This window comes from Bacillus sp. PK3_68 (assembly GCF_003600835.1).
Lineage (GTDB): Bacteria > Bacillota > Bacilli > Bacillales > Domibacillaceae > Pseudobacillus.
This window is the reverse complement of record NZ_NQYC01000001.1, coordinates 3718753-3733470: the sequence shown is the minus strand read 5'-3', so window position 1 is coordinate 3733470 and position 14718 is coordinate 3718753. Positions and strand designations below refer to the sequence as shown.

General features: G+C 42.0%; 11 protein-coding genes and 2 pseudogenes. 8 read left to right on the top strand and 5 right to left on the bottom strand.

All coding sequences use genetic code 11. The features are described 5' to 3' along the window. The first annotated feature begins 182 nt into the window (after positions 1-182). The 4 genes and pseudogenes from fdhF to CJ483_RS18785 all read left to right on the top strand — a co-directional run bounded on the left by fdhF (position 183) and on the right by CJ483_RS18785 (position 5410). Positions 183-3109 (top strand): annotated as a pseudogene (fdhF, locus tag CJ483_RS18800) (formate dehydrogenase subunit alpha). An 18-nt stretch (positions 3110-3127) separates the two neighbouring features. Further along, the gene (locus CJ483_RS18795; RefSeq protein WP_120036601.1) at positions 3128-3610 is read left to right on the top strand and encodes a helical membrane plugin domain-containing protein; all 483 of its coding nucleotides are present in this window, start codon (positions 3128-3130) and stop codon (positions 3608-3610) included. 247 nt (positions 3611-3857) lie between these two features. Next, positions 3858-4667, top strand: a complete 810-nt coding sequence (locus CJ483_RS18790) for an ABC transporter ATP-binding protein (protein ID WP_120036600.1) — start codon at positions 3858-3860, stop codon at positions 4665-4667. A 185-nt stretch (positions 4668-4852) separates the two neighbouring features. After that, entirely contained in the window at positions 4853-5410 is a 558-nt protein-coding gene (locus CJ483_RS18785) for a hypothetical protein (protein ID WP_120036599.1), read from the top strand. A 103-nt stretch (positions 5411-5513) separates the two neighbouring features. On the opposite strand, the gene CJ483_RS18780 is transcribed toward CJ483_RS18785, so the two are convergent. The 5 genes and pseudogenes from CJ483_RS18780 to CJ483_RS18760 form a co-directional block, all read right to left on the bottom strand. After that, positions 5514-5741, bottom strand: coding sequence for a hypothetical protein (locus tag CJ483_RS18780; protein ID WP_120036598.1), 228 nt, complete (start codon positions 5739-5741; stop codon positions 5514-5516). Positions 5742-5770: 29 nt separating this feature from the next. Beyond that, complete coding sequence (locus CJ483_RS18775; protein ID WP_120036597.1) at positions 5771-7237, bottom strand: NCS1 family transporter; 1467 nt, start codon at positions 7235-7237, stop codon at positions 5771-5773. Positions 7238-7364: 127 nt separating this feature from the next. Beyond that, on the bottom strand, positions 7365-8774 hold the full coding sequence (gene hydA, locus CJ483_RS18770) for a dihydropyrimidinase (RefSeq protein ID WP_120036596.1): 1410 nt from the start codon (positions 8772-8774) through the stop codon (positions 7365-7367). 21 nt (positions 8775-8795) lie between these two features. Beyond that, complete coding sequence (gene preA, locus CJ483_RS18765; protein WP_120036595.1) at positions 8796-10064, bottom strand: NAD-dependent dihydropyrimidine dehydrogenase subunit PreA; 1269 nt, start codon at positions 10062-10064, stop codon at positions 8796-8798. Positions 10065-10096: 32 nt separating this feature from the next. Then, positions 10097-11480: pseudogene (locus CJ483_RS18760) on the bottom strand (NAD(P)-dependent oxidoreductase). 389 nt (positions 11481-11869) lie between these two features. Between CJ483_RS18760 and CJ483_RS18755 the strand changes: the two are divergent. From CJ483_RS18755 to CJ483_RS18740, 4 genes are all read left to right on the top strand, one after another. Beyond that, positions 11870-12412 carry a hypothetical protein gene (locus CJ483_RS18755; protein WP_120036594.1) on the top strand — a complete coding sequence of 181 codons (543 nt, stop codon included), beginning with the start codon at positions 11870-11872 and terminating at the stop codon, positions 12410-12412. After that, the gene (locus CJ483_RS18750) at positions 12409-12597 is read left to right on the top strand and encodes a hypothetical protein (protein ID WP_120036593.1); all 189 of its coding nucleotides are present in this window, start codon (positions 12409-12411) and stop codon (positions 12595-12597) included. The genes CJ483_RS18755 and CJ483_RS18750 overlap by 4 nt, the downstream gene beginning before the upstream one ends. Next, positions 12588-12797 (top strand): hypothetical protein, encoded by a 210-nt coding sequence (locus CJ483_RS18745; protein WP_120036592.1) that lies wholly within the window; start codon positions 12588-12590, stop codon positions 12795-12797. Before CJ483_RS18750 ends, CJ483_RS18745 begins: the two co-directional genes overlap by 10 nt. A gap of 465 nt (positions 12798-13262) precedes the next feature. Continuing rightward, positions 13263-14492, top strand: a complete 1230-nt coding sequence (locus CJ483_RS18740; protein ID WP_120036591.1) for a Zn-dependent hydrolase — start codon at positions 13263-13265, stop codon at positions 14490-14492. Positions 14493-14718 lie beyond the last annotated feature (226 nt).

Sequence of the window (14718 nt, the reverse complement as noted above, 5' to 3'; positions counted from 1 at the left end):
AATAGCTAAGAAGGACTTAGAATATTGACAATTGTTCTGGCTCTTTCTATTTTAACATTTAACTGGATTGGCTGTTTAGTAAGAACTGCTAAATAACTATTCCACCATGAGCATATTATGTCTATTAACCAGGCATAATTTCATGGTGGATTTTTTTATTTCTAAGAAAGGGAGGAAACATTATGGTAACAATTATGATCAATGGAAAAGAATACATAACAGAGCCAGGGTCAACTATTCTGGAGACTGTTAATCAACAGAATATCCCTCACCCACAAATTTGTTACGTCCCTGAAGTAGATCCTATTCAAACATGTGACACTTGCATTGTTGAAGTTGATGGAAAGCTCGTCCGCTCCTGTTCAACCGTAGTGCAGCAGGGGATGAAGATTGAACTTTCCTCTCCTCTCGCTAAAGAAGCTCAAACAGAGGCGATGGATCGTATTTTAGAAAACCATTTGCTCTATTGCACGGTCTGTGATAACAATAACGGTAATTGTAAGCTGCACAATACAGTCCAACAGATGGAAATCGAACATCAAAAATATCCTTACGAGCCAAAAGTGCCTGCTTGTGAGGTCGATATGTCTCATCCGTTCTACCGCTATGATCCGAATCAGTGCATTGCATGCGGACAGTGCGTGGAAGTATGCCAAAATCTGCAGGTAAATGAAACCTTGTCGATTGACTGGGAAGCTGAGCGGCCACGTGTTCTCTGGGATAAAGGAAGCTCAATTAATGATTCCTCCTGCGTTAGCTGCGGGCAATGCGTAACCATCTGCCCTTGTAATGCTTTAATGGAAAAATCTATGCTCGGCGAAGCCGGCTTTATGACCGGAATGAAGGAAGAAATCCTCACTCCGATGATTGATCTCGTCAAAACGGTTGAGCCAGGATACAGCGGTATTTTTGCCGTGTCTGAAGCAGAAGCGGCCATGCGGGAAACGCGCACGAAAAAAACGAAGACTGTCTGCACGTTCTGTGGTGTCGGCTGTTCATTTGAAATTTGGACAAAAGGGCGTAAAATCCTTAAAGTTCAGCCGACTTCTGACGCACCAGTAAACGCTATCTCTACCTGTGTAAAAGGAAAATTCGGCTGGGACTTCATCAATTCGGAAAAACGTCTGACAATGCCTTTAATCCGTAAAAATGATGAGTTTGTGGAAGCAACATGGGAAGAGGCATTAGAACTCGTTGCAAGCAGACTCGGCACCATTCAGCGGGAGCACGGCCCGGGTTCTGTCGGATTTATTTCTTCTTCTAAAATTACAAATGAAGAAAACTATCTTATTCAAAAACTAGCTCGGCAAGTATTTGAAACGAACGATGTGGATAACTGCTCCCGTTACTGCCAATCCCCTGCGACAGACGGATTGTTCCGGACAGTCGGCATGGGCGGCGATGCGGGCACGATTCAAGACATCGCTAAAGCAGGACTCGTCATTATCGTTGGGGCCAATCCTGCTGAAGGACATCCAGTTCTTGCTACACGTGTGAAACGTGCCCACAAGGTTCATGGTCAAAAGCTTATCGTAGCCGATGTGCGCAAGCACGAAATGGCTGAACGCTCGGATATTTTCATTAGCCCAAAACAAGGAACCGATCAAGTATGGCTAATGGCTGTCACAAAGTATATGATCGATCAAGGTTGGCATGATCAATCATTCATTGAAGAAAATGTTAATTTCTTTGACGAATATAAAGAAGTCCTCCAAAAATATACGCTTGAGTATGCAGAAAAGGTAACCGGCATTGCAGCGGATACTCTTATCCGTGTAGCCCAGATGATTCGGGATGCAGATGGCACCTGTGTGTTATGGGGAATGGGTGTCACACAAAATACAGGAGGTTCCGATACATCTGCAGCGATTTCAAACTTATTGCTCGCTACAGGCAACTATCGCCGGCCGGGCGCTGGCGCTTATCCGCTCCGGGGCCATAATAACGTTCAAGGAGCCTGCGACATGGGTACGCTTCCTGGCTGGCTTCCTGGCTACCAGCATGTTACAGATGATGCCGCCCGCGAAAAGTTCGAAAAGGCTTATGGGGTGAAAATTTCCGCTGTTCCGGGGCTTGATAATATCCATATGTTAAAATCTGTTGAGGCTGGCAACATGAAAGCAATGTATCTTGTAGGTGAAGATATGGCGCTTGTTGATTCCAACGCCAATCATGTACACGACGTTTTATCAAAGCTTGACTTCTTTGTTGTTCAAGATATGTTCCTTTCTAGAACAGCCCAGTACGCAGATGTCATTTTGCCGGCTTCTCCATCTCTGGAGAAAGAGGGAACGTTCACCAACACCGAACGCCGTGTCCAGCGTCTGTACCAGGTTCTCCCTTCTCTCGGCCAATCCAAACCGGACTGGTGGATCATACAGGAAATTGCGAACCGCCTTGGCGCGAGATGGAACTATAGCGGTCCAAGCGATATATTTAACGAAATGACAGGCCTCGTTCCCCTTTTCAGCCAGGCAAGCTATGACAAATTAGAAGGATGGCAAAGCTTTCTTTGGGGAAGCCATAGCGGAGCGAGCACTCCTCTTCTTTATACAGATGGCTTTAACTTCCCTGATAAAAAAGCGCGTTTTGCTTTATCGGATTGGGTGCCGCCTGTTGAGTTTCCAAAGGAGTATGACCTTCATATTAACAATGGCCGGATGCTAGAGCATTTCCATGAGGGCAACATGACGAATAAATCAACTGGTATCCAATCAAAGGTACCGGAAATTTTTGTAGAAGTATCCCTGAACTTGCCGACGAGAGAGGAATAAAAGATGGAGCGCTTGTACGTCTTGTTTCTCCTTTTGGAGCATTAAAGCTGCCTGTTTTAATTACCAGCCGTGTGAAAGCAAATGAGTTATTCTTGCCGATGAATTCTGTTGATAAGGACTCAGCCATTAACTTTTTGACAGGGCCTGCTGTTGACCAGCGTACAAATACCCCTGCTTATAAGCAGACAAAAGTAAGAATGGAAGTGCTCACCAACTGCGGGGAAACACCATTGCCAAGAACAAATCCTCGCAACAAAAAGCGGCATCCTCAAAACGGTGTGGAAGTACAGCGCAAATGGAAACGCCCTGGATATGTTCACTTAACGACTAACTAATAGAAAGGAGATACATTTATGGCAGCACCGATTACTTCGATCAGGAAACAAGAGCAGACTGAAGAAGAACGCGCCCAGCAGAAATTGACTGACTTGCAAAAGCTGTTGGCAGAGAATGAAAATGCCTTAAACAGCATTCTGAACATTATCAGTGAATTAAATGACATGGGGGCACTGGAAGCAGCCAACTCCCTGCTGCAGGCAAAAGAACGCGTCGCTAGCATTGCCATTCATCAAGTCTCCCGTGAGCCGGTAACCAATCTTATGAATCACTTTCTCAGTGTAGCGGACACACTGGCCAGCACAGATCCTGACATGATAAAAAAGCTGACAGGAAGCATCACAGCTGGCGTGGAGGAGGCCAACGAACATCTTCACAGCAGTAAAACAATTGGTGTGATGGATTTACTGAAAGTATTGAAGGATCCCGACATCAATCGGGCGATCCGATTTGGCATGCACTTCCTTAAAGGCATGGGAAAAGAATTGAAAGAAGAATAATTGATTGTATTTTATTGTCTATAGGACATTCAACTACTAACTTTATATAACGCAAAAAGTGTTCCAAAAAACCATTGGAACACTTTTTGTTGTTCTCTTCTTCCCTCCCTCTGCATGCAAGTTCACAAAGAAAGTATAGAGAGATTTAACGAATTAAGAATAATAAAAAGAGGAATTTTTCATATAAACTATAAATATATAGATTATGTGTTTAAAAGCAGCAAGTTATTTGCAGGAGGATTTATAAATGATGGAAGAGAATAAAGTAATTGAACTGGAAGAAGTCACCTGGAAAAGAGAACAGAACAATATACTCAGCCGCATTTCATGGAGTGTTAAAAAAGGAGAACACTGGGCCATCCTTGGATTAAATGGCTCAGGAAAAACATCCCTTCTGAAAATCATCACTGGTTATCAATGGCCAACGAAAGGAAAAATTTCTGTTTTAGGACACTTATTTGGCAAAACGAATATTCCTGAGCTTCGCAAAAGCATTGGCTGGGTGAGCTCCTCACTGGAAGAAAAATTTCATTCCCGACCAAATGACTCTGTCCTTGAAGTCGTCTTAAGCGGGAAAAATGCCTCTGTCGGCCTGTATGAGGAGATAAACGAAGAAGATATTAAAAAAGCCAACAACCTTCTTCAACAATTCAGAATCGAGAGCTTGGCTGACCGAGCTTTCTATTCCCTATCACAAGGAGAAAAAAAGAGAACGATGATTGCCCGGGCACTAATGCCGTCTCCAAAATTGCTTATCCTAGACGAGCCCTGCAATGGATTGGACTTATATTCAAAAGAAGAACTGCTTTCTGCGATTGAACATATGAGCCAATCATCTGAAGGCCCAACTCTTTTGTATGTGACTCATCACATTGAAGAGCTTATGCCGTCTTTTACACATGCCCTCTTAATTAATCAGGGAAATATTGTTGCCGCCGGCCCTAAAAGAACAGTTTTAACCGAAGAGCTGCTCAGCAAAACTTTCCGTCTCCCAATCTCATTGGACTGGGAGGATGAACGTCCCTGGATTCATATTAAGTCAACGAACAAAATATGAATTGATTAGCAGATTGCAATCAATCAACTTCTTTTTCTATGGATCTTCCACTGGAAGTGTCCATAGACGTCCACCATGAATGTAAGCGCTTAATTTCCTTCTTTTTACCTTAACTAAAAATCCCAAACCATAATCAGCTGTTAATTTTTTTGTGTAAATGAACACTTATAGAGGGAGGGTTTTACTTGGAAAGAAAAGCTTACCGAGGAGTCAGTTATGGAGAAGCGAAAAGAGTCATACTCAATCAAAAATATGAGCGTGGGGAGTGGCGGGCTTTTAATAATGGAGTAGCTGCTCGTTCATTATTCGGACAAGGTATTTATCTGATTAACGATCTCGGCCTGGCGGCACAGTATGCCTTTTGTCATGCAGAAGTGGAAGGCGATGAAACAGCTGTCGTATTAAACCAAAAGATTTTTTTCCAAAACCCCTTCATTTTAAACTACCAATTCAGCGAAGCCCGCTTAAGAAAGGAAGCTCTCCGCTGGAAATATGCAGGGAAACATTTTCCGGATCATCAAGAATTCCGCAGTTCATTAGAGCTCTCTAGACAAATCGGAAACAGCGTAAAGGACTATCTTTTATCCCGCTCCAACGATGGCATTATTTATCACATTGATGATGAAATTATTTATTATGTTTTATACAATCAAGAAAGACAGATCAAAGACATAGACGTAGAGGTAATCTTCAATATTCAAAGACCCCACGAAGTAGAACGGGGAAATAAACTTCCTCTTTAGATATTAATCTGCTGTTAAGTATTTCCCCGCCGAAACAACAAATCTATATCTAATCCGGCGGGGAAATATTGATTGATCGTTACATCCTAATTGATCAATTACACTAACCTTTCTGATTGGCCATAATCAAATTGGAAAAATACTTTCGAGCGTCCGCTGTCAAAATTTGCAGCTTTACCTTTTTCTCTGTATTCTTTAAATCTAGAGATGACCGTTCAAATGTCAAAAAAGCCCCGCTTAAGTTTTCCTCTACACCGGTGATTGTGTATCCATTTTTATAAAGTTCATCAATCTTCTCTTTTTCCTTTACAAACTCTTTATAAGATGACATTGGTTCTCCTCCCAACTCGCTAATGTCCTTTAGATAGTGGCTTGCTCCTCATCTGTCCGGTCATCCTCTCCGTTCGCAATGACCCAATCGCGTCCTGCAGTAATGCCTAAATATTTCTCATCGCTTGGATCCTCCAGTTCAGCCTGTTTGTATTTTTGGAACCACCAATATTTTGACAATACATAGTAACTAGCAGCCGAAAGCAAAAAACCGACGATAAAGGAATACTCCGAAAATATAACCGAAGCTCCTCCTCCTACTGCCCAAGCAATAACTCCTGCCCAATTTATCCCCATATGATAACTATACTGACCTGCTTGCTCATACAAATCGGGCACATTTACTCTGCGCTTGCGGATAACATAATAATCCGCAAACAAAATACCAACGATGGCGGACAGCAGCCCACCGCTAATCAGCAGAAAAGGCATTAATGCATCAAAAAGATTCCATGGCTGCGTGACCATTCCGATAATCCCTGCTGCAATAACCCCCACATAAAAAGGCACTTTCGGCCCGCCAATATTAGAGAAAACAGTAGCTGCCGGTACTAAGTTAGCTGCCGTATTAGTCGACCATTGGGCGAAAATAATCATCAACAACAAAACTCCCAATATGAGCCCGCCGGCAGCTTCCTGCAACGCCACAATTGGATCATAATTACCTACAGCAATGTAGGCCACTCCCCCGATCGCAACAACAAATGTTTGTGTCAGTGGCAAGGCGATCATACTCCCAACTAAAGCCCCTTTATTTCTCTTAAACCAGTTTTTTTCATATTTCGGAGCTTTAATAAACCTGGAAATCGAAGAGATGTCTGCACACAGTGTAGACCAGTATCCCATATTTCCCAATACTACCGTCAAGAAAGCAGCGAATAGTGCAGTTCCTGATACAGGATTTTCAATCCATGTCCATACGTTCTTATCTGCAGCGCTCGCTCGATCAGCTAAAGTATAATACATCCAAATGGAAATCAAAATAATAGTCGGGGCTGCCAAATTCGCAAATTTTTCTATCGCTTTAATTCCAATAGATGTGTTAATGACCTGAGCTGCTACAAATAAAAGCAAGCAAATAAACCAATTGTCGAACCCCATCAGAATGTTTAAAATGCCATTAATGGCCGCGGCGCCAAAATAGGAGTTAATGCCAAACCAAATAGAAGCGGCTATTCCACGAAGAAGAGAAGGAAAATGGGTTCCTAATGTGCCAAAAGGCGCTCTTAAATAAATAGGAAAGGAAATTCCATGCTCGATGCCTATGTCTGCTATAAGAGTAATGAGAAAACCAATTATGAGACATCCGACAAAAGATGCTAGCAAAACCCATGTCAGCGGCATAGATTGTACTCCCGCTCCACCAATCGCAAAGGCTGCCAGTACAACTGCCATACCTACCCACATTACTGAAAATCCAAGCGTACCGATTTTTCTATCACAATGAGCAATAGGAAGAAGATCCGGAGACTTTAAATACTCACTATTTCTTTTCATCACATATCTCCTCGATTCATTATCTGAGTTTCAGGAATAGCAGTGATGGCAAAGGAAGAGAGAGAACGCCTCCCTTCCTTAATTGTCAATTAGCTTTTAAATGAGGGAGCGAGAGATTTATCTGTAGTTAAAGTACTTGCTCTGCTTTCTTCTTCTTACTTCCAAAACGATCTCTCTTTAAGTACTGGCCTGCCCCCGGCTTCCCAACAAACTCCTTTTCACGAATGACAAATTCGCCTCGCGATAAAACAGAAATAGGTTCTCCTGTTACCTTCATTCCTTCGAACGCGCTGTAATCTACATTCATATGATGAGTTTCAGCTGATATTACTCTTTCCTTGTTCGGATCGAAAATGACAATATCAGCATCGCTTCCCACAGCAATCGTTCCTTTTCTTGGAAAAAGACCGAACAGCTTGGCGATTCTTGTTGATACAATATCAACAAATTGATTAATTGAGATCCGTCCTTTTTTGACACCTTCCGAGAAAAGAAGACTGAACCGATCCTCGATGATTGGGCCTCCATTCGGAATCTTAGTGAAGTCTCCCAGTCCCAGCTCCTTTTGCCCTTTAAAGTTAAAGGAGCATTGATCGGAACCGAGGGTCTGCAGCTGTCCATTCTTCAGAGCGTTCCATAGCACTTCTTGATTCCACTTTTCACGAAGAGGCGGGGACCAGACGTATTTTGCTCCCTCAAAATTTGGTTTTTCTAAATACGACTGGTCAAGCACCAGGTATTGCGGGCACGTCTCTCCCCAGACCTGGTAGCCTTTCTTTCTGGCTTCTTCAATTCTTTCCACCGCTTCAGCACAGGACACGTGAACAACATACAGCTGAGAATCAGCTAGTCCTGTCAGCTGTGCCGCTCTTCCTGTAGCTTCTCCTTCTACCTCCGGCGGCCTGGTCAACGCATGGTAAATCGGATCGGTATTTCCTTCTTTTAACGCCTTATTTACTAAAAAGTCAATGACGTCCCCATTCTCTGCATGCACCATAACAAGTGCGCCATGCTCTTTAGCAGTCAGGAGTGTGCGGAATAAAGTTTCATCATCGGCCTGGAATACATTTTTGTAAGCCATAAATACTTTAAATGATGTAATTCCTTCCTCCTCAATGACACGTGGAATTTCTTCGAGCACATGATCATTGACTTCACTGATCATAAGATGGAACCCATAGTCAATAACCGCTCGGTCCCGCGATTTCTTATGCCATGTTTGAATAGCATTTTTTAGCGGTTCCCCTTTGTTCGTTAAGCAAAAATCAATAACCGTTGTGGTACCTCCATAAGCTGCTGCGATGGTCCCTGTCTCAAAATCATCGCTTGTAACTGTCCCACCGAATGGCATATCTAAGTGTGTATGGGGATCAATTCCTCCAGGAAATACGTAAGCTCCCTGGGCATCAATGATTTCAGCTGCGCCCTCACTTAAATTCCTGCCAATGGCAGCTACTTTCCCATTTTCAATTAAAATATCTGCTTCATAAAGATCTGTTGCGGTCACAATTGTTCCATTTTTTATTAATTTCTTCATTCATTGTTTCCTCCTCTTTATCTATGAATGGCAGATCGGCAGTTTAATAGCTGCTTGACGCTCGTTCCATGTCATTGGCTCTCCGTTCGGTATTTCGACCATGTCAATCGCTCCGTCAACCGGGCAGACAATAGAGCATAAATTACAGCCTACGCAATCTTCTTCGCGAACTTCAAGATAAGCATTTCCATTTTCTGCTGTCAGCATGTCGATGCACTGATGGGACGTATCCTCACAAGCAATATGGCATTTATTGCAATTAATGCAAACATCGTTGTTAATACGAGCTACAATCTTATAATTGAGATCTAGATTTCCCCAATCGGAATATTTTTGAACGGACTGGCCAATAAGACCATCAAGAGAAGCAATCCCCTTGCTATCCAGATAATTATTCAAACCATCAATCATGTCTTCAACAATACTGAAACCATGGTGCATAGCAGCCGTGCATACTTGAACACTTCCTGCTCCCATCAGCATGAATTCCACTGTATCTCTCCATGTTGATATGCCTCCGATTCCTGAAATTGGAACATTAATTTCAGGATGCCGTGCACACTCAGCAACCATGTTCAAAGCAATCGGTTTAACGGCCGGACCACAATAACCTCCATGTGCTCCCTTTCCGGCAACGTGCGGAATCGTCAGCCATGAATCGATGTCAACACCAGCTAAGCTGTTGATCGTGTTAATCATACTGATAGCGTCTGCTCCGCCTTGCACAGCTGCATAGGCAGTCGCAGTAATATCCGTAATATTGGGGGTCAGCTTTACAATAACAGGCACTTCTGCCGCTTCTTTTGCCCAATATGTCTGTTTTTCAACTAGCTCCGGCACTTGCCCTGATGCAGAGCCCATGCCGCGCTCTGCCATGCCATGCGGACAGCCAAAGTTTAATTCAAAACCATCCACGCCAACAGCTTGCACCCTCTTTACAATTTCATGCCACTTTTCCTGTTTAGGCTCCACCATCAAGGAAGCAATTACCGCATGATTCGGAAACTTCTTTTTCGTTTCATAGATTTCCTTTAGATTCTCTTCAAGCGGCCTGTCAGTGATTAATTCAATGTTATTGAATCCCATCACCCGCTGGCCGTTGAAATGAGTCCCTGCAAAACGGGAGGATACATTTAAAATTGGTTCTCCCAAAGTTTTCCACACCGCTCCACCCCATCCAGCTTCAAATGCTCTCTGTACTTGATATCCTGAGTTTGTTGGCGGGGCAGAAGCCAGCCAAAAAGGATTAGGTGATTGAATCCCTGCAAAGTTCACACGCAAGTCTGCCATTTAAATTCCTCCTGTCCCAATTATGGAATTATTTATACGCGTTCCAGCGTAACTTCATCAGCAATGAATTGTTTATGAATGGCATGAGCGGTCAATTTCCCTTGCTGGGCAGCCGTTACAACCATCGCCTCTCCTTGGCCGTCTCCAAAAATCACATCACCGGCAGCATATACTTTCGGGTTCGAGGTTTGATGTGTATTCATATTAATTTTGACAACTCCGTTACGATGGTCCACCCCCAATTCTTCAATTAAAGGAACATAACGTGTTTGACCGATCGCTTTCACAACAACATCCGCTTCCATAGTAAATTCTGAGCCAGGAACAGGGATCGGGCGGCGGCGTCCGGAAGCATCCGGTTCCCCAAGCTCCATACGGACACATTCTAAAGCTGTTACTTTTCCGGCTTCATCTTTAATAATTCTTTTCGGCTGTGTCAGCCACCTGAACTCCACCCCGTCTTGCTTGGCAAACTCATATTCAAACTCATAGGCCGTCATTTCCTTTTCCGTTCGGCGATAGACCATCTTCACATCAGCCGCTCCTAAACGAACCGAGCACGTAGCCGCATCAATCGCTGTATTACCCGCTCCAATAACGATTACTTTCTTTCCGATAAATCGCTGGTCAAGAGGCGGAGTTTTTGTGCCTTCCACGAAATCAATCGCATCAAATACACCCTCTGCCTCCTCTCCTTCAATGCCTAGCATTGGCACTTTTGACATGCCTATAGCTAAGACAACAGCGTCAAAGCGATCAATAATTTCTTTTGCCTGAATGTCCTTCCCTATCTTTGTATTTGTTTCAATTTTCACCCCTAGCTTCTCCACTTGCTCAACTTCCCATAAAGAGACCTCTTGAGGAAGACGGAACGAGACAATCCCATAAGTATCTAATCCCCCGCTTTTTCCTTCGCTTCAAAAAGGGTTACTTCATATCCGAGTCGAGCCAGCTCGCGGGCAGCGGATAATCCTGCTGGTCCTCCTCCGATAATCGCTACCCTTTTCCCATTTTTTTCACCGGCCTGGAACAGTTGCTCATTATTGCGGATAGCCCAATTTGTCGCGTGGCGCTGCAAGTTACCAATCATAATCGGCAAAGAAGCATCATTTAGCACACAGGCCCCTTCACATAATTCTTCCGTCGGACAAACACGGGCACAGCTGGCCCCTACTGGGTTTGCCTCCATGATGACACGGGCTGATCCTTTCAAATTTCCAGAGGCAATTTTTTTATAAATGATGGTATATTAATGCCTGTTGGGCAGGCTTTAATGCAAGGTGCGTCGTAGCAGTAAAGGCAGCGATTGGATTCCTCGACAGCTTCCTTTGCAGTTAAATCCGGTTCAATTTCCTGAAAGTTCAATCGTAAGTTGTCCAACGAAATTTTTTTGTTCTTTACCCTGTTCAAATGCATGCCTATTACCCCCTCACTTATTTCCACACGTCTTCACTTATACCGTTTTATACGGCATCCACTTCCTTAACTAAAAATAAGATGATAAAAATCCCTTATTTTCTTCGGCCCCCCTCAATCTTAGATTGACGATTTAGCAAGACGATTAAAAATACCAATATTCTAAATATTCCTAAAACAATGGTATGATATTAAAAAGTTCATGTCAATATATTGGTTGCGTTTTTTACTCTTAATATAATGCAAGCAAAATAGAATGTATGACATTTTAATTCAATAAAATCCTCTTCTTTTTCACTCAATCTAATTCATTTACTACATGAAAATAGTGTAAAATAAAAATATATTTGAATTGTCTAGCATCATGAGAAAGGAAGGCGGGAAAGTTTTTGAAAAGAACAGAGTTAGAAGCACTGCTAAAGAGAACAGAGGAAAAAATACGAGAACAGCAACTGCTTCTTAAAGACTTGTCTAAACGCTTAGAAGCGTTGGATAAGCAAGAGAAGGAACGAGAAAATTATATTTCTTCCAAGGAAATTATTGACCTGATTTTCAAGAAAATTGGCAAAACAATTAACATGTCCACCATCAAAAGATGGGCAGATGAAGGGTACTTGGGAGAAGTCATCGACGAAAAAGAGAAATTTTGGGCGTTGCACTCTAAGCAAGGAAAGAAAAGATTTCTTTACCCTAAAGTCAATACGTATCACTTTTTATATGAAAAAGGGTATCTGCTTCCTGAATTTGAAGTGCTTGACCGTGTTCTTGTAAAAAAGCAGTCTAACGATCCATTTATTGGAATTATCATTGATTCTCAGCTAAGCAAAGGACAATTTCTTTATACTATTCAAATTGAAGGATCTTTTGAACTCATGAAAGATGTAAAAGAGAGTCATTTGACAAAAGTATCGGAGGAGTTGATTAGCGAATGAAAGCGAAAATCAGCCTGCTAAACACCGTGCAAAATCAGGAGATCGCCCGTAAGATTAAACAAGCTAACCAGGCAGCCAACAATACGCTCGATATTTCCTTTGAAAAAGACTTATCCAAAATTTTTTTGAAGGAGATTTCATATTTATTCCTGACAAGTCTTGGTTTTCTGATGACATGGTTATAGAAGGTCAGACAAAAGAAACGGAAAACGGCTACGAAGTCAGACCGAAAGATAAAGGAAAAACGATTAACCTTCACTTGGATGCAGAGTTAGTGGCTGAGTTAAACGAAATTAAAAACCACGTAATGAGTAAAACCCAGCATGATATCATCCTTGATTTGTTCAAAAAAGGATTGGATCAGTACAATAAAGAGAATTCATAAGAAAAAACAGCCGTGTACCTTCTCTCCCTTAACTTATTTTCACCACTCTGCCTTATGGGCTGCTTTTGTCCAGAAGAACTATCGCATGAAGTCTACTGTCAGCAGCCCTCTCCTCACTGGTAAAAAAGATAAATATTCTTTTTCTCCTAAAAAACGGCTACATCTCTCACCTCTCTTTTTTCTAAATTAAGTGCAGCAATTGTAAATGTTATGCTTGTTTTTCTTTTACTTAGACCTTGTTAGCTAAAAACGTTGCTGTTCGTTCCTTAAGCGTCTATGGGATTCTGCGCGGCTTTTAATCCCAGTTAACTCTATAACAATCAACATGGCCCTTTAACAAAGATTTCATTAAATTATCTAAAAAGAAGGAATATTTAATATTTAATAGAATAATTAAATCAATATTAGGATCATTTATTTACTGATATCATTTTTGAGATAAATATAACCAGAGAGGTGAGCAATGTGTATAAACAAAAGATAGCGGTTAATGGAAAACGCTTAAAAGAAACACTTGAACATTTTGCGGATTTCGGCCGCACAAAAAACAATGGAGTAACCCGTCTGTCTCTATCTGAAGAAGACCGCTTAGCCAGAGATTATTTTCGTTCCTGCTGTGAAGAATTAAATATGACTGTCCAGATTGATGATATGGGCAACATGTATGCTACTTTAGAAGGCATCGAAAACAAACCGCCAATCGTTGTTGGTTCACATATGGATACCGTAAAAAAAGGCGGCCGCTTTGATGGGATTCTCGGGGTTGCTGCCGGCTTAGAAGTTGCCCGAACTTTAGTAGAGAATAATATAAAGCCACAAGTCCCTCTTACTATAGTAAACTTTACCAATGAAGAAGGAGCTCGCTTCGAGCCTTCTATGATGTCCTCAGGGGTTCTTTCAGGAAAATTTGAAAAAGCTGTAATGATGAAAAAGACAGACACAGAGGGTATGACTTTTGAGGAAGCCCTCCATTCTATTGGTTATGCAGGCGATAGAAAATACCGATTAACAGAAGCCACGGCTTTTTTGGAATTACACATTGAACAAGGGCCGATTCTTGAAAGAGAATCATTAACAATTGGTGTCGTTGAGTGTGTGGTTGGAATGGTATGTTATGAAATCGAAGTAACAGGAGAATCTAATCATGCTGGAACCACCCCTATGAACATGCGGAAAGACGCTCTCTTTACGGCCAATGACCTTATAGCGAACGCTCGCAAAAAACTTAGCTCTCTTGATAAAGAACTTGTATTCACCATAGGAAGAATGAATATAACCCCTAATATACACACAGTCATCCCAGACAAAGTTGTTTTTTCTTTGGAAGCTAGACATAAAGATCCCACCGTTATTAAGCAGGTGGAAGCCATTATTCGAGATTTAACCCAGTTGCCTTCAGAACAAGATTGCACCGTTAAAGCTGAAAAATTGTGGGGGCGAGATACCGTTTGGTTTGACGAGAGTATCTGTCATGCGCTCGAACAATCTGCAAGATCTCTTGGCTATCCATTTAAACGAATGGTAAGCGGCGCCGGCCATGATGCGCAATTTATTGCCAGCTATATCCCTTCAGCCATGATTTTCGTTCCAAGCATCAAGGGGAAAAGTCATTCTGAGGATGAGTTAACTACGTGGGAAGATTGTGAAAAAGGTGTCAATGTACTGCTCGAAACTATTTTGACATTAAAGTCTTAATTAGCATAATCACTTTCAAAAAGCAGAGTCACGAATCGTGACTCTGCTTTTTTCTTAATTATTTATTTCCCGGGAAGCAAAGGATTACATCTGTTTCAGCCTTATTCGCAAAGGATATTCTCTATAATGATGCTGTTATTGAAAAGGAAAGGCTCATTCTTTGCCTCCATCATCGTATAGACATTTTCAATATGCAACTATATAATTACCTAAGTAATTATCATCA